This window comes from Neobacillus sp. plas4, from assembly GCF_057221695.1.
On sequence record NZ_CM170152.1, the window covers coordinates 2,353,174 to 2,378,326 of the forward strand.

Annotated in this window: 29 protein-coding genes and 1 pseudogene; 19 read left to right on the top strand and 11 right to left on the bottom strand. The window is 39.8% G+C overall.

The genetic code is table 11. The features are described from left to right. Positions 1 to 16: 16 nt before the first annotated feature. Positions 17 to 694, bottom strand: coding sequence for an SOS response-associated peptidase (locus AC2TFD_RS11690; RefSeq protein WP_484675690.1), 678 nt, complete (start codon positions 692 to 694; stop codon positions 17 to 19). A gap of 165 nt (positions 695 to 859) precedes the next feature. Here AC2TFD_RS11690 and AC2TFD_RS11695 point away from each other — a divergent pair, with 165 nt between their 5' ends. Then, on the top strand, positions 860 to 1,900 hold the full coding sequence (locus tag AC2TFD_RS11695) for an ATP-grasp domain-containing protein (RefSeq protein ID WP_335509065.1): 1,041 nt from the start codon (positions 860 to 862) through the stop codon (positions 1,898 to 1,900). 49 nt (positions 1,901 to 1,949) lie between these two features. Here the strand turns inward: AC2TFD_RS11695 and AC2TFD_RS11700 are convergent, their stop codons facing one another. The 9 genes and pseudogenes from AC2TFD_RS11700 to AC2TFD_RS11740 all read right to left on the bottom strand — a co-directional run bounded on the left by AC2TFD_RS11700 (position 1,950) and on the right by AC2TFD_RS11740 (position 7,764). Beyond that, on the bottom strand, positions 1,950 to 3,215 hold the full coding sequence (locus AC2TFD_RS11700) for an MFS transporter (protein WP_335509066.1): 1,266 nt from the start codon (positions 3,213 to 3,215) through the stop codon (positions 1,950 to 1,952). Between the two features lie 16 nt (positions 3,216 to 3,231). Next, entirely contained in the window at positions 3,232 to 4,551 is a 1,320-nt protein-coding gene (locus AC2TFD_RS11705; RefSeq protein WP_335509068.1) for an alkaline phosphatase family protein, read from the bottom strand. A 193-nt stretch (positions 4,552 to 4,744) separates the two neighbouring features. Next, positions 4,745 to 5,152 (bottom strand): molybdopterin dinucleotide binding domain-containing protein, encoded by a 408-nt coding sequence (locus AC2TFD_RS11710; RefSeq protein WP_335509070.1) that lies wholly within the window; start codon positions 5,150 to 5,152, stop codon positions 4,745 to 4,747. A 42-nt stretch (positions 5,153 to 5,194) separates the two neighbouring features. Next, positions 5,195 to 5,494, bottom strand: coding sequence for a hypothetical protein (locus tag AC2TFD_RS11715; protein ID WP_335567751.1), 300 nt, complete (start codon positions 5,492 to 5,494; stop codon positions 5,195 to 5,197). Between the two features lie 3 nt (positions 5,495 to 5,497). Continuing rightward, positions 5,498 to 5,584: pseudogene (locus tag AC2TFD_RS11720) on the bottom strand (hypothetical protein); the annotation flags it as partial. After that, the gene (locus tag AC2TFD_RS11725; RefSeq protein WP_335567750.1) at positions 5,556 to 6,296 is read right to left on the bottom strand and encodes a molybdopterin-dependent oxidoreductase; all 741 of its coding nucleotides are present in this window, start codon (positions 6,294 to 6,296) and stop codon (positions 5,556 to 5,558) included. The gene AC2TFD_RS11725 and the pseudogene AC2TFD_RS11720, both read right to left, overlap by 29 nt. After that, positions 6,296 to 6,523, bottom strand: a complete 228-nt coding sequence (locus AC2TFD_RS11730; RefSeq protein WP_335509078.1) for a molybdopterin-dependent oxidoreductase — start codon at positions 6,521 to 6,523, stop codon at positions 6,296 to 6,298. The genes AC2TFD_RS11725 and AC2TFD_RS11730 overlap by 1 nt, the downstream gene beginning before the upstream one ends. Before the next feature lie 31 nt (positions 6,524 to 6,554). Next, entirely contained in the window at positions 6,555 to 7,097 is a 543-nt protein-coding gene (locus AC2TFD_RS11735; protein ID WP_335567749.1) for a molybdopterin-dependent oxidoreductase, read from the bottom strand. Then, positions 7,090 to 7,764 carry a TorD/DmsD family molecular chaperone gene (locus tag AC2TFD_RS11740; protein ID WP_335509082.1) on the bottom strand — a complete coding sequence of 225 codons (675 nt, stop codon included), beginning with the start codon at positions 7,762 to 7,764 and terminating at the stop codon, positions 7,090 to 7,092. The genes AC2TFD_RS11735 and AC2TFD_RS11740 overlap by 8 nt, the downstream gene beginning before the upstream one ends. 319 nt (positions 7,765 to 8,083) lie before the next feature. Between AC2TFD_RS11740 and AC2TFD_RS11745 the strand changes: the two genes are divergently transcribed. The 14 genes from AC2TFD_RS11745 (at position 8,084) to AC2TFD_RS11810 (ending at position 18,791) form a co-directional block, all read left to right on the top strand. Continuing rightward, positions 8,084 to 9,151: a serine/threonine-protein kinase gene (locus AC2TFD_RS11745; RefSeq protein ID WP_335567747.1), complete on the top strand. Its 1,068-nt coding sequence runs from the start codon at positions 8,084 to 8,086 to the stop codon at positions 9,149 to 9,151. An 81-nt stretch (positions 9,152 to 9,232) separates the two neighbouring features. Then, a complete protein-coding gene (locus AC2TFD_RS11750) occupies positions 9,233 to 10,348 on the top strand; it encodes a glycosyltransferase family 4 protein (protein ID WP_335509086.1) in 1,116 nt (371 codons plus the stop codon). Further along, the gene (locus AC2TFD_RS11755; protein WP_335509087.1) at positions 10,345 to 11,121 is read left to right on the top strand and encodes a HipA family kinase; all 777 of its coding nucleotides are present in this window, start codon (positions 10,345 to 10,347) and stop codon (positions 11,119 to 11,121) included. Before AC2TFD_RS11750 ends, AC2TFD_RS11755 begins: the two co-directional genes overlap by 4 nt. Positions 11,122 to 11,261: 140 nt before the next feature. Further along, entirely contained in the window at positions 11,262 to 12,167 is a 906-nt protein-coding gene (galU, locus tag AC2TFD_RS11760; protein ID WP_335509089.1) for a UTP--glucose-1-phosphate uridylyltransferase GalU, read from the top strand. Beyond that, positions 12,130 to 13,473: a UDP-glucose dehydrogenase family protein gene (locus tag AC2TFD_RS11765; protein WP_420489170.1), complete on the top strand. Its 1,344-nt coding sequence runs from the start codon at positions 12,130 to 12,132 to the stop codon at positions 13,471 to 13,473. Before galU ends, AC2TFD_RS11765 begins: the two co-directional genes overlap by 38 nt. A gap of 320 nt (positions 13,474 to 13,793) precedes the next feature. Continuing rightward, positions 13,794 to 14,585, top strand: a complete 792-nt coding sequence (locus tag AC2TFD_RS11770) for a hypothetical protein (RefSeq protein WP_484675691.1) — start codon at positions 13,794 to 13,796, stop codon at positions 14,583 to 14,585. Between the two features lie 241 nt (positions 14,586 to 14,826). After that, entirely contained in the window at positions 14,827 to 15,066 is a 240-nt protein-coding gene (gvpJ, locus tag AC2TFD_RS11775; protein ID WP_335520460.1) for a gas vesicle protein GvpJ, read from the top strand. Positions 15,067 to 15,152: 86 nt separating this feature from the next. Further along, positions 15,153 to 16,055: a gas vesicle protein GvpN gene (gene gvpN, locus AC2TFD_RS11780; protein WP_335567745.1), complete on the top strand. Its 903-nt coding sequence runs from the start codon at positions 15,153 to 15,155 to the stop codon at positions 16,053 to 16,055. Further along, on the top strand, positions 16,052 to 16,810 hold the full coding sequence (locus AC2TFD_RS11785; protein ID WP_335567744.1) for a GvpL/GvpF family gas vesicle protein: 759 nt from the start codon (positions 16,052 to 16,054) through the stop codon (positions 16,808 to 16,810). The genes gvpN and AC2TFD_RS11785 overlap by 4 nt, the downstream gene beginning before the upstream one ends. Next, on the top strand, positions 16,807 to 17,040 hold the full coding sequence (locus AC2TFD_RS11790; protein WP_335567743.1) for a gas vesicle protein GvpG: 234 nt from the start codon (positions 16,807 to 16,809) through the stop codon (positions 17,038 to 17,040). The genes AC2TFD_RS11785 and AC2TFD_RS11790 overlap by 4 nt, the downstream gene beginning before the upstream one ends. Positions 17,041 to 17,064: 24 nt before the next feature. Next, positions 17,065 to 17,892, top strand: coding sequence for a GvpL/GvpF family gas vesicle protein (locus tag AC2TFD_RS11795; RefSeq protein WP_335567742.1), 828 nt, complete (start codon positions 17,065 to 17,067; stop codon positions 17,890 to 17,892). A gap of 1 nt (position 17,893) precedes the next feature. Next, positions 17,894 to 18,130, top strand: coding sequence for a gas vesicle protein (locus AC2TFD_RS11800; RefSeq protein ID WP_335567741.1), 237 nt, complete (start codon positions 17,894 to 17,896; stop codon positions 18,128 to 18,130). Then, positions 18,105 to 18,368 carry a gas vesicle protein K gene (locus AC2TFD_RS11805; protein WP_335567740.1) on the top strand — a complete coding sequence of 88 codons (264 nt, stop codon included), beginning with the start codon at positions 18,105 to 18,107 and terminating at the stop codon, positions 18,366 to 18,368. The genes AC2TFD_RS11800 and AC2TFD_RS11805 overlap by 26 nt, the downstream gene beginning before the upstream one ends. 24 nt (positions 18,369 to 18,392) lie before the next feature. Next, complete coding sequence (locus AC2TFD_RS11810; protein ID WP_420489169.1) at positions 18,393 to 18,791, top strand: gas vesicle protein; 399 nt, start codon at positions 18,393 to 18,395, stop codon at positions 18,789 to 18,791. A gap of 40 nt (positions 18,792 to 18,831) precedes the next feature. Here AC2TFD_RS11810 and AC2TFD_RS11815 read toward each other — a convergent pair whose 3' ends face one another. Then, positions 18,832 to 19,242, bottom strand: coding sequence for a VWA-like domain-containing protein (locus AC2TFD_RS11815; protein WP_335516317.1), 411 nt, complete (start codon positions 19,240 to 19,242; stop codon positions 18,832 to 18,834). A 185-nt stretch (positions 19,243 to 19,427) separates the two neighbouring features. Between AC2TFD_RS11815 and AC2TFD_RS11820 the strand changes: the two genes are divergently transcribed. The 4 genes from AC2TFD_RS11820 (at position 19,428) to AC2TFD_RS11835 (ending at position 25,066) form a co-directional block, all read left to right on the top strand. Continuing rightward, positions 19,428 to 20,912 carry a helix-turn-helix domain-containing protein gene (locus tag AC2TFD_RS11820; protein WP_335567739.1) on the top strand — a complete coding sequence of 495 codons (1,485 nt, stop codon included), beginning with the start codon at positions 19,428 to 19,430 and terminating at the stop codon, positions 20,910 to 20,912. A 190-nt stretch (positions 20,913 to 21,102) separates the two neighbouring features. Further along, complete coding sequence (gene hutU / locus AC2TFD_RS11825; protein ID WP_484675692.1) at positions 21,103 to 22,776, top strand: urocanate hydratase; 1,674 nt, start codon at positions 21,103 to 21,105, stop codon at positions 22,774 to 22,776. Positions 22,777 to 22,788: 12 nt separating this feature from the next. Beyond that, on the top strand, positions 22,789 to 24,087 hold the full coding sequence (gene hutI, locus AC2TFD_RS11830; RefSeq protein WP_484675693.1) for an imidazolonepropionase: 1,299 nt from the start codon (positions 22,789 to 22,791) through the stop codon (positions 24,085 to 24,087). Continuing rightward, positions 24,059 to 25,066, top strand: coding sequence for an agmatinase family protein (locus AC2TFD_RS11835; RefSeq protein WP_484675694.1), 1,008 nt, complete (start codon positions 24,059 to 24,061; stop codon positions 25,064 to 25,066). The genes hutI and AC2TFD_RS11835 overlap by 29 nt, the downstream gene beginning before the upstream one ends. The last annotated feature ends 87 nt before the right edge of the window (positions 25,067 to 25,153 follow it).

Here is a 25,153-nt window from a genome sequence, read left to right on the forward strand (position 1 = left end):
GCTACTGCCATTTGTTTTAGCAGATTTTTTGAATCAGCTCAATGGAATTGTTTTTTGGTGAATTAACCAGAGGGCTTACTTCATAGGCTTCCATTAAATCTTTATCCAGCGGTTCCAGTAAATGATGGAGCTTAGCTGTGTCGGTAATGGAAGGGTCAAGCCAAAATTTTTCATCTTCTGGTTTTAAGATCACAGGCATCCGGTCGTGAATATCTTGAACTAACTCATTTGGCTGCGTGGTAATCACTGAGCAGGAATAAATCGATTTTCCCTCTGGTGACTTCCAATTCTCCCAAAGACCTGCCATGGCAAACAAATCATTGGACTTCAATTTGATTCTCATCGGGATCTTATTTTTATTATCGATAGTTTTCCATTCATAAAAACTATCCGCAACAATCAAACAACGTCTTTTCTTATAGGCATTACGAAAGCTTGGTTTTTCTTTTAAGGTCTCGGCACGGGCATTAATCAATTTATACCCAATCGACATATCCTTTGCCCAGGGAGGAATCAACCCCCATCGTAAAAACCCCATCCTATTCTGTGACCCATTATTAATAACAGCCAAAACCGACTGAGAAGGTGCCACATTAAAATTGGGAGAATACGCCTCCTCCTGAAGAAAAAACTCAACATCAAAACGATCAATCAACTGATCAACCGTAGCCGTTAACGTAAAACGTCCGCACATAAAACCATCCCCCTTTTGATTCATTATAAACGGTGCCTGTCACCATTTATACATTTTCTTCCCCTTTATACACCGATTTATGAATAAAATGTATAATGTGGAGGTTATAGGCCATAATGTTTAAAGTTTTTTAGTTTGAATATTTCAACGAGAAAGAGGTTGCGTATGAGGATTTGGTTTAATAGGTGGTTTACGACGGTTACCCATTTTATTGAGTTGATTCGTAAGAATGAAGAGGGACGGCATTTTGAGTTTTTTGGTACTCATCCGAGTAGCGATGCTCTCTATTTGCAATATTGTGATTTTGCTTTCACGGAACCGGCCGTATCTGGCAATGAATACATTGAATTTTGCCTTGAATTTTGCCGTAAGCATAAGATAGATATTTTCATTCCTAGAAAAGAAAATGTACTGATTTCGAAAAGGCTGGCTGATTTTGAAGCAATTGGAGTGAAAGTGCTGGTTTGTCCAGATTCTGAAATCATGGAGACACTGGATAATAAAGCCGCTGCCTATCATTCAATTATGCAAAAGGAAGAGGAAGGGGCTGAACTCGTTTCGATTCCTGATTTCTACGTGGTCAATAATTTAAATGATTTCAAAATAGCGTATCAAACGTTAAGGGATAAAGGCCATACTGTTTGTTTTAAACCGGTAATAGGCGAAGGCGCAACGGGTTTTCGTGTTATTGAGGATAAGATTGAAAGTATTGACCAACTGTTTAGAAGGGCCAGCAGCCGCCGTCTGCCATACCATTATGCATGTGAGATTTTAAGCCAGCAAGAGGTTTTTCCGGATCTAATGGTATTGGAATATTTAGATGGACCTGAATACAGCATTGACTGTGTTGCGTCTAATCAGCAGTTATACGCTGCGATCCCAAGGATGAAAGGGGAAGGCAGGGTTAGAGAAATGATCAATCATCATGAGTTGATTCAACTTGCCCACCGATTCCATCAGCATTATCAAATTCCATATATCTTTAATATTCAGGTTAAATATAATCAGGGTGTCCCGAAATTACTTGAAATCAATCCGCGCATGAGCGGGGGGATGCATTTTAGCTGCTTAACAGGTCTTAATCTTCCTTACTTAGCAATAAAATTATTGCTTGGTGAAGATATTGGGCAGCTGAGACCTAAATTTGGGATTCGAGCCAGTCATCTTGAGAAAGAAATGATACTAACGAAAGATTTCTTTGCATAAACAGGAATGCCTTGAGTGCGGAACCCAAGGCATTTCTTTCTTTAGGTTTTTAATTATTTACTTGAATTTTTTCGGTGGTTTCTGGGACTCGCAGTAAAACGGCGCCTCCAAGGATAAATAGAATGACCAAGCTAAACACACCGGCATTTGTATTACCTGTTATTTGGGCAGTGAAACCGACCAAAGCCGGACCAAGGATGGAAGCGAATTTATAAAAAATATTGTAGAACCCAAAGAACTCGTTTGCATTTTCCTTTGGCACTAGCTTTGCAAAATAAGACCGGCTGAGCGCCTGAATTCCACCTTGCGAGGACCCGACAAGCATGGCTAAAATCCAGAAATCCAAGGTTGTTTTCATGAAATAAGCATAGATACAAATAATGATGTAGATAAAAATTCCAACCAATAGCATTCTTTTTCCAGTGAATTTATCCGCGAGCTTTCCGTAAACAAGCGCAAATGGAGCGGCGATTACTTGGGTTGCAAATAAAATGATTAATAGGTTGGTGGATGAAATACCAAGGTCCGTACCATAGGCAGTAGACATCGTAATAATGGTATGAACACCATCAATATAAAAGAAATAAGCAATTAGGAAAAGAAATAAAGGACGGTAAGCTTTAATCCTTTTTAGCGTTTGAAAGACCTTTTTAAAGCTGGTCGATATCGGCTTAGCTACCCGATCGACATAATATACCTGCTCAACATTTTTTAACATTGGAATGGTGAAGGTACCCCACCAAATAGCTGTAATGGCAAAGGCGATTTGCGTTGCGATGGTTACAGATAAGGGCAGAATCCCTTGTTGTGATAATAGAATAAGAGCAATACCGATAATGAAAGGGATAGTGCTTCCGATATAACCCATTGCGAACCCGCGCGCCGATATTTTATTCATACGTTCTTCACTAGTAACATCTACAAGAAAGGCATCATAGAAAATATTTGCCCCTCCAAAGCCAATGACAGTGACAATATAACAGATCAAGAGAATAAGCCACTGGTTACTTGGGACAACAGCTAGCATTGCCGTAAAAGCAATACCTAGTATCACGAAAAAGGTGAAAAGTCTCTTCTTTAATCCCCTAAAATCTCCAATGGTTCCTAAGATGGGGGCACAAATCGAAACGAGAAGTGTTCCAAAGGAATTGGCGTAACCTAAATAAGCAGTAGACGTAGATCCGGCAAGTCCTGCTCCATCCGCAGCTGCTTTAAAGTACAAGGGAAAGATGGCAGTTGTGATTAAAATCGAGTAAGCCGAATTTGCCCAATCATAAAAAACCCAGCTTTTTTCTTGCTTCGTTAATCGACTCATAGCAGTTTCCTCCAATTTATTTGTCGTCTAATAATAAAAGCTCCTCGATCATTTTTCCATCAGTGGCTCCCAAATCTACTCCTAAAAGTCTAGCTAATGTAGGTCCTTCGTCAATGAGGCGTGCCTCGGGAACGATTGTCTTTTGCTTAATTCCTATTCCTGCTGCCATAAAAATGGTAGAGTATTCCGGCTTTTTAGGAGAATATCCATGACAGGCTAATGTGTATTTATGGTCAGATAGAACATCTTCTCGGGTAATTGTTTTTACATAATCTCCCTGAAAATCTTCTAAGAAATAAAAACCTTTTCTTGCTTCAACCATAAATGCGCAGGAACCGTCTGCACCCATTTTGGCAGCCTCCTCAGCACTTAGTATTTTTTCAATACCCGCTTCGGGGTCGGAAAGCAATGAGTTTAATAAATCTTTTACTTTAGAAATTGTTTCTTTATCGTGTCTGTCTTTTACATAAATATATGCTGAGCCATCACAACTTTTACAGTAGGCCTTCCAATTATTTATTATCCCTTTGGTATTGGAGGTAATTAAGTTATGTTTATGGAAAAGTACATTTAGGTTTAGTGCTTTGTTCTCATCCAAGGCACTGTGGTCACCTAGAGCGACGATGGTAGAATTTTCATAAATGCCGCTTTCTTTTAAAGCTTCAAAGATACGTCCGAGCCGGTCATTATGCCGATGGATGGCGGCAATGGCTTCATTGGAAGAAAAACCATATTCATGACGCTGGGTGTCTAAGTCGGTAAAGTGTACGAGTAATAAATTCGGTTTTTTTGTTTTGATCGTATGTACGGTGGATTCTAAAACAAAGTCATCCAATTCTGGCTGATTTAAACCGTTGCGAAGATGACCGAACCGTTGGTTGAGGTCCCATTGATAACATGGACTGCCAGCTCTTAGCGAAACTAGAAATTGATTTTGCCACGGCCGGTTTGGAAAAATTTCAGGCAAATTGTAATCAATATTGGCTTTACCGGTTACTGGCCAAAGTAAGGCGGCTGTTGTCAAGTTTGCCTTTTTCGCTTCATCGTATAAAGTGGTGCCAGAGATAGATTTTCTAAACCAGTTCCAATCCGGTGAAGTTCTTCCCGGCTGAAGCAGGGTATTATTCATGATTCCATGCCGATTCGGATAATTTCCTGTTACAACCGTTGTATGACAAGGATACGTTACAGAAGGGTAAATAGTTTCTACCTTTTCAACATATGACCCTTTTTCAAGGATCGTCTTAAAGTGGGGTAACGTTTGCAAAAACGGAAAATCTAACGCCGAAAGACAATCAAATGAAACAACAATTAAATGATTCGTTAAAGCGTTCATGCATACCTCCTAGAAAACTGACCCTGTACTTTAATTGTACAATAAATAATGGGGATAATTGTTAATTTTTCAATAATTTTAAGGTGACAGGCACTGCAAAAAGACACTTTCCACCCCAGGCGGACAGTGTGGATAGAAAAAAGCCGGTTTTCAAAAGAAAACCGGCTTTTTGGTGTTGACTTTGGGTGTGGTGTTATGCTTTTTGTACTTCGACTAGCATGGTTTGGTGGGCGTTTCCTTTGGCCAGTGGGGTGATCCGCTGGCTGGTGAGGACGTTTGCGCATCCTCCAGTATCTATACCGTCTTTATTTGGTTGATACCATGCACCAGCCTGCATTGCTACTACACCTGGCATAATACGAGGGGTAACTTCAGCTGGAATCATGATGGTTCCGCGGTCATAAATTTTGATACTATCACCTTTTTTTATGCCCCACGCCTCTGCATCAGCAGGGTTTATCCACAGGACCTGTTCGGCCACTTCTTTTAACCATGGGTGATTGGCATACATTGAATTGGTTCGGTTTCTCCCTTTCCACGTAATACACTGAAGCGGGTACTTGTATTGATACACCTTCGGGAAAAATTGAGATATTCCCAAAACGTTTATACGATATGAATCATAGTGAAATTCCTGCGATTCCTATCTATATCCCTGAGTGGGAGGGCGCGGAAGACCCATTAAAAGCATATGATTGGCAGGATTTTCAATTTGGTCTTTGAAGGCAATCCTTGGTCCATCGTATCGCCAGTAATGGATCCTCTTTTTCTTAAATTCCTCAAAGGTCGGGGTGCTTGGTTCATCTTTTCTCGTTTCATCGAGGATCCATTTAATCCAGCCAATCTCATCGCGCCCTTCGGTAAACTCTTTGCCGACACCAAGCCCTTCGGCCACTTCGGATAACCAGTCATAGTCCGAACGAGATTCATAGTAATTCTCCACTACTTTTTCAGAGAGAATTATATAATCTCCTGAAGCCCACGACTCAACGATATTCCAACGTTCAAAGAAAGTAGTCTCTGGTAATAGAATGTCTGCATATTTTGCACTCGGTTAAAAAGTGATCACTGGCAACGATGAACTCTACTAAACTTTCATCTTCGAGAATTTTTTTCGTTTTATTAATATCAGGCTGCTGATTAATTAAGTAATTTCCAGCCAAGTTATAGATTAATTTAATGTTAGACGTCAGCTTTTCGCCATCCTTAAGTCCATTTTCCGGAGTGACCTTACTGGCATCCGTAATCGCGTCTGTCCAGTTCATTATGGAAATGCTTTCTTTAACTGGATTCTCAGGGACCGGAATACCCATCGGGAACTTCCTTGGGATACCGCCATAACCAGAGGCCCAGCCGCCGGAGATTCCAACATTCCCGGTGATTGAAGCTAACATCGTACCGCCGCGGGCAATTCTTTCACCACTAGCATGACGCTGAGGACCCCAGCCCTGTATCAAAGCGGCAGGTTTGGCGGTTGCATATTCCCGGGCAAGCTCAACTATTCGTGAAGCTGGCACTTTACAAATCGCTTCAGCCCATTCAGGTGTTTTTACGATTCCATCTTTTTTGCCAAAAAGATAAGAAACTAACGATTCGTTCGCAGGGATGCCTTCTGGCATATGATCTTCGTCAAATCCAACCACATAGGTATCAAGAAATTCTTTGTTATGAAGGTTTTCTTTGACAATCACATAGGCAATAGCATCCATCAAGGCATTGTCTGTACCTGTAATATAGGAATCCATTAATCAGCAAAAGCAACTGCCGTATTAGAATACCTAGAGTCCACGGATATAATCTTAATCCCAGCTTCTTTTAGTCTTTTATAATAATGAAGAGTATTTCCGAAAATCGTTTCGGAAGGATTATGTCCCCACAAAATGATGAGCTTTGAATCTATGAGAGAATCAAGACTATTTCCTGTTTGGTGCGTACCATAGGTGTAAGGGGTAGCAGCTGCTGTATTGCCCATACTGACGGAATGGTAATAGTTAAGTAAGTCATTAGTCTTCTAGCGAGCTGGGCACCTCCGATTGTACCGCCAGTAGCAGCTGTTCCCTGATGAACATATCTTGCTGCAGGTCCATATTGTTCCGTGATCGTTTCGTTTCTTTGGTAATCGTAGCAACGGCTTCTTCCCAAGTAATTCTCTCAAATTCACCTTCACCCCGTTTGCCCACACGCTTCATTGGATATTTTAATCTGTCTGGATGGTATTGATTTTTCCGATAAGAGCGGCCTCTTACACATGCCTTCATATATGGATTCGCTTCATCTAGATCCGTATTAGTCCGGGCACTGATTCTTGTTATAACCCCATCTCTGACGTGAGCTTTAATCATACATTTTCCGCCGCAGTCTAACGTGCTGCAGGTAGGGACGATGGTTTCACTTGCCTCAACAATATTCTTATTTTCAGATAGATATTTAGTGGACCAGACTCCGCCAGCAATTACAGGAACAGAGGCAATGCCAGTCCATTTCAATAACGACCGACGTGAAAGTTTTCGCTCGCCAATTTGTGTAAATATGTTTTTATCACTCATCCTTCAGTGCCTCCTTCAAAAATTGTATTAGTTCAGATTCCAGGCTAAGATACTCCCCCAAAAGTAAGGCAGTTCCTTTGTATAATTCAAAAGATGTTGATTTGCTCATTATTTCACAAAGATGAGGGCCACATTTTAAAAGATGATTGGTTAGGAAGGAGTCTTGCTCGTCCAACCATTTACTTTTCGTATCCTTGTCATTGACTCCTACTGTTTTTTGAATCAGAAAGCTGAGAAACTCTAATTCTATTACAATGTGATCTTCAGGCTCGTTCCCTTCTCGGATGAAAGATAAACCATATTGGTGGTAGCATTCTCTAACCGCAAGGGTTATTTCTTTAAATAAGAGGTGTTCTTGACCTAAATACACCGACTCCCAAAGAGGAGCAGGTAACATATTTGGGCCTACAAACAGCCGGTTATATTCTGCTTGTAATTGTTTCATATACTCACCATTGTCTGTATGGAGAAGCTGGATTCCTTTTTGGATGAGCCCGCATGCATCACTGATTTTACATAGTGACTGAAACTGCATTTGATTTGAAACATCTAATAAAGCTTTCCGATGTGGCGGTAAATCAAAAAAAAACCGAATTAATTGATTTAGATATAACCTACTCTGTATGAGCTGAGATTCATTTACGATTGTGTTCTCATTTGTATACATAAAATCTCCTTTCCTACCTTCAGATACTTTAATAGTATTATCGGAAGAAAATATGGCTGAAAGGAATTTTATTAAATGTTAAACAAGTTTCATTATTTTTTTAACAAAATGTGGATATCGATAATGATTATCAAACAAAGGTAAGATTCATTTATGTATACATTTTACAATATATAGTCAATTGCCTTTACACTTTCTCATCCAATTGAATTTAATATAGTAGGCAGTAAAAAACGTGGTCTTTAAATAAGACAAGCATGCTGAACTGCCGTGTTCTTTATTTAATCATGCTTTAACTTGTAAAGGAAGGAGGAAATATATGTATAATCAGAATGATTTAGAAAAGTGGATGAACAACATTAAAGTAACCAATTTGGTTAATGCTGACGTGGAAGTGGTTAATAACACACCATTAGTAATGATGGGAAAGGGGCGCCAAGGAGCGGTTTTCCAATTAACGAATGACATCTGTGTAAAGGTGTTCGGGAATACGGAAGATTGCGACCGTGAATATTATGCTTTATCCCTGGGGCAGCACACTTCACTTTTACCAATACTTTATGGGAAAGGACCTCTCTATATTGTGATGGAAATCATTAGGGGGGTAGATTTACGCGAGTATTTGCAATCGCAGCCATTAACACAGGCACTTTCTGCAAGATTAATTGTAATGTTAATCACGTTTAAGAAAATTGGATATGAGCGAATAGACCATCATAAGCGGCAGATTTACCTGCAGCCTGATGGAGGTTTAAAGGTCATTGATGTTGCGAGAACCATTTGGCGTGATCGCGTCTATCCATACCCACGAAAATTATTGACTTCCTTAGGGGAAGAAAATAAAGCCATCTTTATGACACATGTTCAAGAAATGGCACCGGAGTTATATGCGGAGTGGCTACACTACATTCGCATGGAAGAAATCTCCCGGCAAATAACTGCTTTACTTCTTCCCGAGGAACCGGATAAAAATTCCATTAAAAATCTTAGTAATAGCCTGTTGACAACAGCGGATGAGAAAAATTATGTGAATTTGCTGCAGGGTCTTGTTCATAAAGTTTTCAAGGAAGAATGGATCAAAACGATGCTTGCACGCGGGGCAGATCCAGAAACAGTCATGGCCAAAATCGATGAACATTGGGACAAACTTGAACAAGACTTTGAGGAAAGACACCCAGAAGGCGAACGTCACTCTCTAGATGATCGTGAACACGATAAAGGAAAATACTCCGACGGAGAAAAAAGTAGACGCAGCAAAGGCGCTAAGGGTGGTAAGCGCTACTCAGGAGATCGATACGATGATCGCGACCGACATCATAATCGCGACCGACACCATGATAAGGATCGGAAGCGAGCTAAAAATAAAAATAAAAAAAGGGGTCACTAACAGAATTTGTAGTAAATAGGGTCGTTTAGGAACCAAACCATTACCTGAGGAAGGAGCCCAATGAAACGAGGAGAAACGAAAATGAAAATATTAGTAATTTGGCGTCTGCTCACAGTTGGCGGGGTGAATGCCGGCTGGCGCAACCGCTCGATTTATTTTAAAAAACAGGGAATTGATACGGAGTTTTTGTATACGACTGATCACGGCGGCCTTCATATTATGGAGGATGTTGCTCCCGTCTATTTAACCAAGGATGAACAGGAAATTATTAAAATAATTCAAGACAACCACTATGATGCCATTATTGTGGTTGACACAGGTGCAGCCTTTAAATGGATTCGTAAAGCAAAATATAAAGGTCCTGTATTGATTGAGGCACGTACACCAGAGTTGTTAAAGTTAAAGCCTCACTTAAAATCGTTTAAAGGGATCGTTCCGGAAGCAATCATCGTTCCTTCACACTATCAAAGAAGATTAGTTTCTATTCTAACGGATGAAATTCCGATTCATGTCATCTACAACGGAATTGATACTTCTTTTTATCGAGCTTTGTCCACTGAAGAGATTCTGTTTGACCGTGACCCGATTCTTCCAAAAGATAAGAAAATTATTGGCTGGATTGGCAGATTGGACAAACGAAAAAACTGGCAAATGCTCATTGAAGTGGCTAAGCTGATGAAAAGCCATCGGGATGATATAGAATTCTGGGTCATTGGCGGCGCTCAAAGTGTCCAGCGGGAGGAATTCGCTGCGAAATGGCAGGAGGAGAACCTTACTGATATTATCAAATGGTTTCCGGTGATACCATATCAGAACATGCCGCATGTTTACGCGAAAATTCGACAATCTGGCGGCTGCACACTGGCCACAACAAAGACGGAATCATTTGGAAACACATTTATTGAATCGATGGTATGCGGAGTTCCAGTGGTTGCTTCAAAGATGATGCCTGTCACCGAATTGGTTGTCCATGGAGAACATGGGTTGCTTTTTCGGGGTCAAAATGTTGAAGATGCCATCTGCCAGCTTACTAGTATCATAGATGATCCAGCATTGCAGCAACAAATGTCAGAAGCAGCCATGGTACGTGTCCATGAAAGGTTTGCCATTGAAGTGGTAGCAGAGCAATATGTACATTTGTTGAAAAAGATTGTTGGCAACGTTCCTTCAAACGATAGTGGGGTGGAAGAACAATGATTCAGCCAGTCACTTATAAGAAATCACTTGCAGGTAAATCGAATGCTCATTTAATTACATTTGATGACGGGCGGGATTATGTGGTGAAGTACTTCCAGCCTGGTTTTGAAAAAACGCTTGCGAACGAATGGGTTGCTTATTGCCTGGCACGTTACCTCGACCTGCCGATCCCCTTTGCACAATTGGTAGAAATCCCAAAAGAGTTTTCCGCTGGAATTCCTGAACTCTCTCAAATAACTCAGACGCAGTTTCAATTTGCTAGCCTTTATGTACCAGATTGTTTTGATGGTCATCAAGTGACCGAAGTTCCTGCGATTTCCAACCGGGAAAACCTTGCAGGTATTATTCTTTTCGACTATTGGATGTGCAACCGTGATCGAACAAGGAAAAACATCGTGTTATGTGATAATGCGCAAGGTTCCTATCATTTATGGATTATCGATCATGCCGAGGTGTTTGATTCTTACAATTGGGTGGCGGAGGATTTAGAGGCGCTTCCAGTCACGCTATTAAAAAGTGCTACACACCAAATCATGGCGTGTTTTATTGAGAAGGAGCAGGATTTTTATGAGCAGCTAGAAATGATCCAAACACTCCCGATTCATTTAATAGAAGAAATAGTGGCGCTGATTCCTAACGATTGGAATGTAACAAGTGAAGAGAGAAAAGCAATTGTAACGACATTGGTCATACGTCGTAAAAAAATCCTCAAAAAATTGATGGAAAGGTTTATTAAGAGAGTTTATCAGCCAATCCACTTAAAAGTTGAATGACTCCCTTGCTGTTAAAGGAAAGGGGGTTTTATTTTTAACAAAATGTAATTGAAATTAGGAATTTTACTAGGTTACTAACGTGACCGGAAGTTGTCCACCTGCATATAAAAGTATAAGGAGAAAAAGAAAGGAGGAAGCATATGAGAATCCGTAAGGCCATTATACCAGCAGCTGGCCTCGGAACTAGATTTTTGCCAGCTACGAAAGCACAGCCAAAAGAAATGCTGCCGATTGTGGATAAACCGACCATTCAATATATTGTCGAAGAAGCAGTTGCTTCTGGGATTGAAGAAATCATTATCATCATCGGTAGAGGGAAAAGGTCGATTGAGGACCACTTTGATAAGTCGTATGAGCTTGAAGATACTCTCTATAAAAAAAGCAAGCTTGAGATGTTAGCGGAAGTCCAAACGATTTCAAACTTAGTAAATATTGTTTATGTCCGTCAAAAAGAACCGCTAGGACTTGGACATGCCATTCTTTGTGCAAAAAGCGTCATTGGCGATGAACCATTTGCGGTTTTACTTGGGGATGATATTGTGATGTCGGAAACGCCTTGCTTAAAGCAGGTGATCGATGTGTTCGAATATTATAATAGTTCGGTTGTAGCCGTTCAAACAGTATCAGAAAAGGACGTAAGTAAATACGGAATTATTAAACCCAAGGGGACGATGATAGAATCGGACCTTTTCCATATTGATTCACTTATCGAGAAACCCACCATTGAGGAAGCACCTTCAAGATATGCAATTATGGGCCGCTATGTTTTGACACCTAAGGTATTTGAGATTTTAGAAAGAATTCCAGTGGGACGAGGGGGAGAATTACAGCTCACCGACGCTATCAACGAACTAAATAAAGAACAGGCTGTTTTTGCCTATAACTTTGTGGGCAACCGCTATGATATTGGCGATAAAATTGGTTTTATTAAGGCAACGATCGATTTCGCTTTGAGTCGAGAAGATATCAGGGCAGCTGTTTTAGATTATTTACAGGAAGTTTATAAAAATGAAAATCTCCAAATTAGTAAAAGAGAGACTGATTGATATGAAGATTGCTGTTTTAGGTACAGGCTATGTAGGACTGTCAACCGGTGTTTGCTTATCCCAAATCGGGCACCAGGTCACATGCCTTGATATAAATGAACAAAAGATTAATCAATTACGTAATGGTATTTCCCCAATCTATGAACCAGGACTTAAGGAATTCCTAACTGCCAATATGGAAGCAGGCAGATTACGATTTACAACCTCCCAAACTGAAGCACTAACTCAGACAGAAATTATCATTGTTGCGGTTGGAACGCCACAAGGTGAAGATGGTGCAGCGGACCTTTCTTTTTTGGTACAAGCTGCAAAAGATATTTCTATCTTTATTAATCAAGATACAATCATCGTGATTAAAAGTACGGTGCCGGTAGGAACCAATGACCTTATTAAAAAAATGATTGAGGATCACTGTGGTTTTAAGGTGAAAATGGTTTCGAATCCAGAATTTCTCAGACAAGGATCTGCGATTGAGGATACAATGAAGGCTGACCGAATCATTATCGGTTCTGAAAATGAAGAGGCTGCTAGAAAAATTCATGAGATGTATCGACCATTACATGTCCCAGTCATAGTGACAAGTACGAAAAGTGCAGAAATGATCAAATATGCTTCAAATGCGTTTTTAGCAACGAAGATTAGTTATATCAATGAAATTGCTAATTTATGCGAAGCGGTTGGTGCCGATGTACAAGATGTTGCCCGCGGGATGGGGAAGGATAAGAGGATCGGAGAGGCGTTTCTAAATGCTGGTATCGGATATGGCGGTTCCTGTTTTCCAAAGGATGTCAAAGCGTTGCTGCATACCGCAGGGGCTAACGGGGTGAAATTCCCATTATTAAAAGAAACCATTGCGATCAATGATTACCAGCGTGAATTGTTAGTGTTGAAGGCATTAAAGCGGTTTGGGGGATTAAAAGGGAAAAAAATAGCTATGCTTGGACTAGCCTTCAAACCGGAAACAGATGATATGAGAGAAGCACCCTCCATCCCACTTTCCGCTGCGCTGACAAAATACGGTGCAGAAGTGGTCGCTTACGACCCTGTGGCAACAGAAAATGCGCGGAAAATCATTGGGGACAGTATTAAATATGCTGGTTCCATAGCCGAAGCAGTTGATGAAGCAGATGCGGTTTTGATTGTGACAGAATGGAACGAGATAAAAAGTATAGATGTAGCAGAAATGCTGACGAAAATGAAAGAACCAATTATCTTTGATGGCAGAAACTGTTTTCCTGAAGAAACAATCCGGGACTGTCGTTCGGTAGAGTACTATCCAATAGGAAAACCAGCTATCATTATATAAGGCTCTTTTCTTTTACTCTGTTGTTCTTTGGAACAAAATTTAATGATTGTACTAAGTTTTCTGCAGGAAAATAGAATAAATTTAATAAGAAAAGAGCTACAAACTAAATTCTAAAGCGCAAAATAACTATTTCCACGTTAAAATCGGCTTTAGGATTTTAACAGTCACCTTACGAAAACAGACTTAAATAAAAAAAGGCATGATCTTTGCAGTAAAGCATTAAAGCAAAAATCATGCCTAAAGTTTTTTTATTCCAACGAAATCTTTGCTACAATAAAAATGTGAGCAAATCAAATAAAGAAGAAATACGGTGATTACATATGGTTATTGAGCATGAGCAGTTAGAGCGGAGTGGTTTGACTCGTTATGTTCCTCCAAAGGGGGACTTTGAGGAGTTTCGGGATGAGGAGCATTACCGAGAGAAGTTGAAGGAATGGGGGCTGTCGTCAGCGAAGGAAGCGAAGCGGGAGTTTTTATTTAAGGAGCGGAATTATCAACGTGTGGTAACGATTAAAGGCTATGAAACCTATGGGAAATCAGAAGAGTATAACACGCTTGTCATCGAGTTTCAGGATGGGAATTTGAGCTGTATTCATCCTGCGTTTCTAAAAGAAATGCAATCATCAAGTTTCGGCAGGGAGAGTATGCTGCAGGTGGAGGATAATGACTTCAGTGCACCGGAACAATCACCTGTTAATGAAACGAAGGAAGAAAAACAGGCTGCAAAACCTGAACCTAAAAAAGCAAAGGCTGCGAAACCGAAAAAAGAGAAAGAACCACAGATCGAACTTCCTGTCGATAAGGTTCATTTTACGGCGGCTGTGAAACAATTTGCACTTACATATAATCCATTTAATGAAGAAAATGATGAAGTTGTCGTCCTTGAAAATGTGACAATCATCCAAGAGCCGCCCATTGAGATTGGTCTTGCATGGTGCAGCCATAGCAAAACACTGAAAAAGTTCGAATTAGCCCCGGGAGATCAGCTTGAATTTGATGGGAAAGTAGCGAAAAAGAAACTGGCAAAAGGTAAGGATGTTGACGAGGAATTTATCGTGGAGAGTGCAGTTTTGTATAAAGTCAATAATCCATCAAAAATCGTTAAAAGCTAAAACAATCGAATAGGAACACCCCAGTAGAAGAGATTTCATTTATGAAGTCTCTTTTTAATATGGCTCAACACAGCACCTGTCCATTTCAATATACGATTTATTTCATATAGTAACATAAAACCGTTTTTAAACGGGCAAAACGAATCTGCTATAAAAGGGTTCAGTTCGTAACCAGCAAGGAAAGTAAGAATAATGTAAACTAATTCCCTTGTATGCAGTGAATGGAAGGAGGGGAATAAGGATGGCTGCAATTCAAAAGAGTGTTGATTCTTCAAGCTTAGCAGAGGTAATTGATCGTATTTTAGATAAAGGCGTAGTTATTGACCTATGGGCACGGGTTTCATTAGTAGGAATTGAACTTCTCACAATTGATGCCCGTATTGTTATCGCTAGTGTTGATACATGGTTAAGATATGCAAAAGCGGTTGGGCTGCTTAAGGACGACCATCACCATCATCATCCTTTTGCGGAAGAATCCTAAGTAGGGTTTAAATAAAATGCTGGAGCCGGGGTCTGACTATACCTTGGCTCCTTCTTTTATAAATAACAATTTAAGGAGGAAGGATTTTGGACCAGTCAGGAAAGGATGACAGGACTATCGGGTTTGTAAATACTCCCTTTTTCGAAGACATTATTGCCAGAGCCCTGCAATATTTGCAATCAGGGTTTCCCGTTCATTTTGTAGGACCAACTGGGGTCGGTAAAACCAGTTTAGCACTGTTTATTGCTAAAAAGATCAACAAGAAGGTATCCGTAATTCGAGGTCATCATGAATTGTCCAATAAAGATTTATTAGGTCATTACTATGGAGTAACGAGGAAAGAAATGGTTGATAACTATATTCACACTGTTTATAAAAGAGAGCAAGAAGTCAAACCTTTGTGGATCGAAGGGCAGCTCATTGACGCAGTGAAAAATGGACATGTGGTAATTTATGATGAGTTTTCACGTTCTCGCCCAGAAACGAATAATATATTTTTATCCCTATTGGAGGAAAGAGTGTTACCTGTTTATGGTCATGGAAAGAAATCATTTATTAAATGTCATCCTGATTTTTCAATCATTTTTACAAGTAATCCAGATGAGTATGCGGGAACCTTTCATACCCAGGATGCACTCTTAGATCGATTGATTACGATTCGTTTAGATTCCTGTGATCGGGAAACAGAAATAGAAATACTGAAACAAAAAAACGGTTTAAGCGTCCTGGAAGCACAAGAAATAGTCAGACTTGTTACCAATCTAAGAGCATATGGCAGAGGATTTTGTCCCAGCCTACGTGCATCCATTATGATTGCAACAATTGCTAAAAAAACAAACATTCCAATTGATCCGGTGGTTCCCGAATACCACACGCTATGTCTAGATGTATTAAGCAGACCAATGCAACAAATCCTCCCTAATGAGCCTAGAGCATTAATACAGGATATTATACTAAAGGAGATTTCGAGAAAGGAAGAAAAAAGATGAGTACACAAAGTGGAGTGTACATTTTTTGTGCGATACCAGAAAATAATCCGAAGAAATTTGGAAGCGTTCAGTTAAATGGCAAGAAAAGTGGAGTATTTACGATCCACTACAAAAATGCTGCAATGGTTGCTGCCAAGGTAACGGGAGAAGTTTTACCGAACAGGAATAATCTAATGGCCCACCAGCAAAAAATCGCGGAAGTAATGAAACAATATAGCATTATACCGATGAGCTTTGGAAATGTATTTCACTCAAAAAACGATGTCCTCCTAATAATGGAACATTTAAACGAGGAATTTGAAAAACTATTTTCACAATTAGAAAACAAGATAGAGGTAGGCTTAAAGGTTATCCCCAAGAAGGAATGGATTGAACAAGAGATGAAGAACAATCCACTCTTAAATGAGTGGAAATTAAAAAATAAAGACCACAATGACCCCGCTTCCTTTTATGAACAAATCGCAATCGGTGAACAGGCACAAAATTTTATTCAACATCTCGAGAATGAAGCCGCTGCAGAAATTTACGAATCACTATTGGATCTGGCAGAAGCAGGAAAGCTGAATAATACGATTCCCGGAAAAACTATTATGAATGCAGCCTTTCTCATAGATAAATCGAATGAAGCCACCTTCGACAACAAGGTAAATGGATTGTATGAAAGTTGGAAGGATAAAGCAGAGTTTAAGTATTCTGGTCCATGGCCCGCCTACAACTTTGTGAATATCCGATTAAGGATTGAAGGAAATCTATGATATTTAAATTTTTTACATTACCCATCACTGCGTTGCTTAAGCTAGGGGAGAAAATTCAAGAAGAAGCAGATCAAGAACTTTACAATCTCACTTATATACAACAACAGCTTATCGAATTGCATATGATGTTCGATATGGAAGAGATAGACGAACAAACCTATGCGGAACAAGAAGAGGAATTGCTGTATAGATATAAAATAGCCAAAGAAAGAGAAAGAAACGAGGAGTAAGTTTTCTTTAAGGAGGAGGTACCTATGGCCCATACATCGATTGTATTGGAATTACTTTATTTGTACGGAATAATTCCTGTTGAGGAACTTCAAGAGAAAGATGTTCCATCCTTGATAGGGATTGATCAAAAGGAAACCTCAATTATCACTTTTAAAGAACTAGCTGCAGTCATTACCCCTGTTAATTCCCTAACATATTCCCAGCAAGAGATTGATATTCAATTAAAAGATGCAGAATGGTTAAAACAGAAAGCATTTCATCATCATGAGTGCATTTCTGTCCTCCATGACCAGTACACCATCCTGCCCATGTCATTTTGTACTATTTTTCAAAATGAAAATACTTTAAAACATTTACTTAATGAAAAGTACGAGGAGATTCTAGGAAAGCTCAGTACGTTTAAAAATAAACAAGAATGGAACCTTAAAATTTATTGCGATTCAGAAAAGTCATTCACCTATGTAGTAAACCACAACCCAGCGGTAACACAGTTAAGAGAAAGCTTAGCAGCTATGCCTAAAGGAAAACAATTTATTATGAAAAAGAAGCTCAATCAGCTGATCACTTCTGAATTAGAGAAGGAACATATACAGTGGTGGCATGAAATGATAAAGGTGCTAGAACCCTATTTTAGTGAATCAAAGCTCAGGAAGAATTGGGGAAAAGAGATGTCTGAACGAAACGATGAAATGATTATAAACTGCGACTTCCTGATTGAAAAAAGCAAAGTCGAACTCTTTTTAAAGGAAATACAAGAAATAGAACGAAGGTATCAAATTACAGGCTGTACCTTTCAAGTAACTGGACCTTGGCCGCCTTATCATTTTTCAAAGAAAGAAAAGGAATCGTAAAATGGAGCAGTATCATCCTTTTGAAAATAAAGAAATGACACTACTAGATCTCCTAGATGGAATCATTGATACAGGTGTAGTTGTAAGTGGTGAAATTTTAATTTCGATTGCCAATATCGATCTAATTGTAGTGGATCTTAAGCTGCTCATTTCATCGATTGAAAGTGCATATGGACCAAGTAACAGAAAAATGGTTGAGGAGGCTGATCACATTGGAACGATTACCCCTAGATTCTAACCAAGTAGAACAAGGATTAGCAAAATTAGTCCTGACGATTGTCGAGCTGCTTCGCCAGCTCATGGAGAGACAGGCAATGCGAAGAGTGGAAAGTGATTCGCTGACCGAAGAACAAATAGAGGAATTAGGTTTAACATTAATGAGGTTAGAAGAAAAAATGGATGAATTAAAGCAGATTTTTGGCTTAGAGAATAAAGACCTCAATATCGATTTGGGTCCATTAGGAAACTTGTTATAAAACTGATATAAGGAGGGGATTGGTATGCCCATTCATCACACTCCCCAATCGTCGAATTTACTTGAGGTGTTAGAAAAAATATTAGATAAGGGAGTCGTCATTGCAGGTGATATCAAAATCTCATTAGCCGATGTCGATTTATTAACGATAAAAATAAGGCTCCTAGTTGCCTCGGTAGATAAAGCAAGAGAAATTGGAATGGATTGGTGGGAAAAAGATCCATATTATTCTTCAAAAGGGATAATGGCGGAAAAAGAGCGTGCCCAATTACTAGAAAGAATTAATCGTTTAGAACAGCTTGTTGAAAAAGATAAACTCCCGCTCCCAATGAGGGAGCAATCTATTGCCATTCCAAAAGAAGAAAGCTCGTCTTCTTCTTTTCAGGATCCATCCCCGCCTCATTTGGATGAAAGCTCATCATAATAATTAAAGAGGAGGTATACTCCTCTTTTTGCTGATGATTTTACACGATTTTCATAACCTTTCCAAATGGTGCTTTAGGAACAAATTCGGTTGGCACTAGCCAATATACTTCATAGGGAACTTGCATGTCTTCTGGTAGAAAGCCAGTTAAATCAGAAATATAGAAAACCGTCTCTATTTTCTCCTCTTCTGCCCATTCCAGTGCCAAAGTATAGGAAGCTTTTCCGTGCGTGTAATACTTTATTTCACTGCCCTCTGTGATTGGCTCTACAGTCCGTAATTTAAAATCCGCTTGAACGAGTATGGTTTCAGGAGTTAGCTCTTTGAAAAAAGTTACAATATTTGCGATGAGGTCAATTTTTGTTTCATTTGTTGAGGTATCCACGATTAATGCAAGTTTTTTTCCTTGACGGTCCTGAATAATTTTAAGAAGATTTTTGTGCCATTTCATCCCTTGAATTTCCCCTCTCTTCAATAGTCACAAAAATTATTATGCTCATAATGAACCTTTGAATTCGATTAAAATTATTTCATTTTGTGTATAAGATATTTAAACGGAAAATAGTTGTGGATTATCACATAAGATGTATACTTTTATTATATTATCAGCACTATTTTTGGATGGGAGCGATTTTAATGGAAGGAAAATGGCTGATTGCAGACCGTGATCTAAATGAGCGAGAGGGCTTAAAATGGCTGTTAAAATCATCTTCCATACCTGTGTCCACGATTCTATTAGCCTCCAATTATCAAGACTTTATCGTTACTTTTGAGAAGGAGTCACCAGATATCATTTTATTAGAACTGGATATGGTTAGAAGTGATAATTGGTCTAGTTTAAAAGAATTAGTGCAAATCTATCAACCTATTTTGCTGGTAACAAGTGCAGAGGCTACCTTTGAAAAGGCTCGCTTAGCGATTGACCTTCAAGCCCTAGAACTATTAATTAAACCGTTTTCTGCCACAAAGGTGAAGTCTGCATATCAAAAAGCAACAAAAGTACTTGATAAGAAACAGGATACTAAAGCTTCTCCTCATTTACATTTTAATAATGACTTATCGTATGAAGCTCTTTTTATTTCTGAAGGCTCAGTTTCTGAGGACTATAAAATGGCTGCGTTTAAAATTGAAAATACAAACAAACTTGCTGTTCTGTATTCCTTTTTAACAGATTATCCTTTTAGAGAAATTCATGGGGTATTCCCTTTACACGATAAGGTTGTTCTTTTATTTAAAGAAGCTTGCAAGAATAGCAAAGAACAGTGTCAAAAGGCAATGAGAAAGTGGGAAGAGGAATTCTCTGATACTCTTGCTATAGTAGTACGTAACAATAAGTCACCACAAGAAAGTCTCAATGAAAAATTTCTTGAAACGCAAAAAATGCTGGAATTTACCTATTATCGCGGATATCGGCAAATTGTGGAATTTAAGTATACTCCCGAATGGATACATATCGACCCTTTTTTGGCTCCCCCTGAACAAAGAGTTTGGGTGGACATGCTATCAAATCATGATATAGAAGGTATAAAAAGATGGCTTTACGATGAATTTCTCCAATTAGAAGATCCTTATCCAGATCCCGGATTGGTAAGAATCAGACTGACGAGTATTCTAGCGCAAATAAGACGATTTATGAAGACCAATGATTTAGATGAACAGCAAAACTACGAAAAAGAGTACCGCTATATCTTCCATTCCATTTTGTATGATAGTGTGCTTTATCGGTCTGTACAAAATTTAATCTTATTTGTTCAAAAATTATTTTTAGTAGCAGGCTCCAATCCCCAGATGTTCAAGCAAGACCTCATTGAGCGAGGTATCGCCTTTATTGAGTCCCATTTCGCTAACAGGGATCTAAAGCTAGAGGATGTGGCAAAGTATGTCGACCGAAATCCATCATATTTCAGTCATTTGCTGATCTCAAAGACAGGACGAGGCTTTACGGACATACTTTCAGGCATAAGAATGAAAGAAGCGAAACGGTACCTGCTTGAAACCAGTAAACCAATAAAGGAAATTGCACTATTGATTGGTTTTCATAATCCCAATTACTTTAGCAGAATATTTAAAGAAATTGTCGGAGTGTCACCGAGAGAATTTCGGATGAATAAAAAGCGATAAGACTCAGAAAATACTGAGTCTAATTTTTTCTAATAAAAATATACTTTTCTAAAAATAATATAGTTATGGGCTAAAAATAAACGAGTTATACAGATAAATAGTGCTAATTTTCTAATGATTGATTTGTATTTTTCAGAAGATTTTATTTTTATAATAAAGGAGAGATAAAGGACATAGAGGAGTGAATAGTATGGAAGCTAGTACATCGAAATCAAGGGTAATTAAGAATTATAAAGGGACAGAATTACATGCCAAAGGCTGGATTCAAGAGGCTGCACTAAGAATGTTAATGAACAATCTTGACCAAGAAGTAGCAGAGCGACCAGAGGATCTAGTGGTTTACGGTGGAATAGGGAAGGCAGCACGCAATTGGGAATCCTACGATGCAATTGTCAAATCTCTACTTGAATTAGAAAGTGATGAAACTCTGTTAATTCAATCAGGTAAACCCGTGGCTGTTTTCAAATCACATAAAGATGCACCGCGTGTATTACTAGCTAACTCCAATATAGTTCCTGCCTGGGCAAACTGGGAGCATTTCCATGAGTTAGATAAAAAAGGGTTAATGATGTACGGACAAATGACAGCGGGCAGCTGGATTTATATTGGAACGCAAGGAATTGTCCAAGGAACCTACGAAACGTTCGCGGAACTTGCACGACAAGAATTCAGCGGATCACTAAAACATACGATTACATTAACAGCAGGACTTGGCGGAATGGGTGGAGCACAGCCATTAGCGGTAACCATGAATGGTGGGGTATGTCTTGCGATTGATGTCGATGAAACAAGAGTAGATCGTAGAATTGAAACCGCTTACCTTGACGTAAAAACGAGCGATTTAGTAGAGGCTACTAATCTTGCAATCGAGGCAAAGAAAACTGGAAAGGCACTTTCGATTGGCTTAATCGGAAACGCTGCTGAGCTGCTGCCGATTATGATTGAAAAAGGGTTTAACCCGGATGTGCTAACAGACCAAACGTCTGCTCATGATCCGTTAAATGGTTATGTTCCAGTTGGTTATAGTTTAGAGGGAGCAAGGGCTCTTAGAAAAAATGACCCTGCAAAATATGTAAAACTATCAAAGCAAAGCATGGCCATTCATGTAAAAGCTATGCTGAATATGCAGGAAAAAGGCGCTATCACCTTTGACTATGGTAATAACATTCGTCAGGTGGCAAAGGACGAGGGTGTAGAAAATGCATTTGATTTTCCAGGATTCGTGCCAGCCTATATCCGTCCATTATTCTGTGAAGGAAAAGGACCTTTCCGCTGGGCGGCATTATCGGGGGATCCTGAGGATATTCGTAAAATTGATGAAGTGCTGATTCGTGAGTTTAAGGATGATGAGCACCTTTGTAAATGGGTAAGAATGGCACAGGAAAAAATCAGCTTCCAAGGGCTTCCGGCTCGTATCTGCTGGCTTGGATATGGGGATCGTGCCCGCTTAGGAAAAATCATTAATGACCTGGTTGCATCCGGTGAAGTATCTGCGCCGATTGTTATTGGTCGTGACCACTTAGATGCAGGCTCTGTTGCATCTCCTAACCGTGAAACAGAAGGAATGAAGGATGGCAGTGACGCCGTTTCTGACTGGCCAATTCTCAATGCCATGATCAATGCAGTCGGCGGTGCGAGCTGGGTTTCCCTTCACCATGGCGGCGGAGTAGGAATGGGTTATTCTCAGCATTCCGGAATGGTAATTGTAGCGGATGGTACAAAGGATGCAGAAGCCCGTTTGCAGCGGGTATTAACGACAGATCCTGGTATGGGCGTTGTGCGTCATGCCGATGCAGGCTATGAACTTGCGATTAAGACAGCAAAGGAAAAAGGCATCAAAATGCCAATGCTGAATCAAGAATAAGAGGTGATATGGTTGGGTAAACCAATTTTTATAAGAAATGCTTCTCAGCTCGTAACATTACAGGGGGGTTCACAGGCTCCCCGTGTAAAGGAAGAGATGTCAAAGCTAAGTGTGATTGAAAATGGAAGTGTTTGGATTGAGAACGGAGTCATTAATGCTGTAGGAACAGATGAGGTGCTTTTTGAAAAATATGGAGACCGTCTTGATGAAGCGGAGATTGTGGATGCAAGTGGAAAGCTTGTAACACCAGGACTAGTTGACCCTCATACCCATCTTGTTTTTGCTGGAAGCAGGGAAAATGAGTTTAATATGAGGCTGCAAGGAGCCACCTACATGGAAATCATGAATAGCGGCGGTGGGATTCACGCAACATCTAGAAGAACTAAATCAGCCTCTCATGAAGAGCTTTTTGAAGAAAGCTATGAACGCTTAAATCAATTCCTACGTCACGGTGTGACAACGGTTGAAGCGAAAAGCGGTTATGGGATGGAGTGGGAAACGGAGCTTAAACAGCTTGAAGTCGCAAAATTGCTCAATGAAAAGCATGTCATCGATGTCGTTCCTACCTTTATGGGCGCTCACGCTGTACCACAAGAGTATAAAGAGAATCCTGATGATTTTGTGGAATTATTAATAGAAGAAATGATACCAAAGGTCGCTGAGCTAGGATTGGCAGAATACAATGACGTATTTTGTGAGCATGGTGTTTTTACCCCTGAGCAATCAAAACGGATTCTAGAAGCAGGAAAGCGTTATGGACTGATTCCGAAAATACATGCCGATGAAATTGAGCCATATGAAGGGGCTGAACTAGCGGCCGAAGTTGGGGCGATTTCTGCAGACCATTTATTAAGAGCGTCTGAAAAAGGAATGAAAGCGATGGCTGAAAAAGGTGTGGTTGGCGTGTTACTACCAGGGACAGCTTACTTTTTAATGGCCGAGTCAGCAAATGGCAGAAAAATGATTGATTTGGGTGTGCCGGTTGCGTTGTCTACCGACTGTAACCCTGGTTCATCTCCAACTGTGTCCTTGCCATTTATTATGAATCTAGGTTGTTTAAAAATGGGAATGACGCCAGCTGAGGTTATTACCGCTGCAACAATCAATGCTGCACATGCAATCAATCGAGGTCGGGAAATTGGTAGTTTAGAGGTTGGGAAAAAGGCAGACATTACGATTTTTAATGTGGATAATTTTATGAAGCTTCAATACTCTTACGGAGTGAATCATACACATACAGTCGTGAAGTCTGGGAAGATAGTTGTCAGGGGAGGTCATTTACTTGAAGAGCTTTCTCTATCCAATTATTAATCCACCAATCTTTACGTGGGTGAGGCCTGAGAGCGGCAAAGGTTCTAAGGTTCATGAATGGATTCAGCCGATTACTGCTTTAACTGATCCTGAAGAGAGCAAGAACGCCGAGGTGGTGATCCTCGGTGTTCCTTTATCTCGTTCATCGATTAGTGCTTCAGGAGCGTCAGAATTTCCTGAAGCCTTCCGACGTTCATGGAGGAGTTTTACTACCTATAATCTTGATGAAGAAATAGATTTATCTGAGATGACCGTACTCGATGTAGGGGACGTGCCCATGCATGTGACGGATATCTCGAAATGTCATACGAACATCATCACAGCATCGGGGGCACTACATCATCATTTTCAACATTCAAAGATATGTGCCATTGGCGGTGATCATTCCATCACAGCCATGATGGTCAAAGGAATGCATTTGAAGAATCCTGATGAAAAAATTGGTATTTTGCAAATTGATACCCATTTTGATTTGCGAGACATGTCAGATAATGGACCTTCCAATGGGACACCCATGCGCAATTTAATTGAGAGCGGAGTGGTGGAAGGCAGTAATATGTACAACATAGGTCTGCATGGTTTTTTTAATACGAAGGATTTAAAACAGTATGCAGATGATAAAGGAGTCAACTATTTTACACTTCGAGCAGCTCGGAAAAAGGGGATAGAAGCGACTGTTCTGCAATGCTTAGAGGAGTTATCTTCGAAGGTGGATACCATTTATTTAACTGTAGATATGGATGTGTTAGACATTGCCTATGCTCCAGGGGTACCGGCATCAACGCCGGGGGGCATGACAACGGAAGAACTGCTAGAAGGGGTACTAGCAGCAGGTCGTCATCCAAAAGTAAAAGCAATGGACATCGTCTGCTTAGACCCACAAAAAGACACACAAGTCCAACCAACAGTCAAACTCGGAACACACGTATTCCTAACTTTCCTAACGGGAGTCATGCTTCGACAAAGTGCTAGCAAGTAGATAGCGGATGATAGCGAATAGATAGTTGTGGTGACAGGCACCACAAAAAGACATTTCAATCAATTTGTCCACCTCAGGTGGACAAAT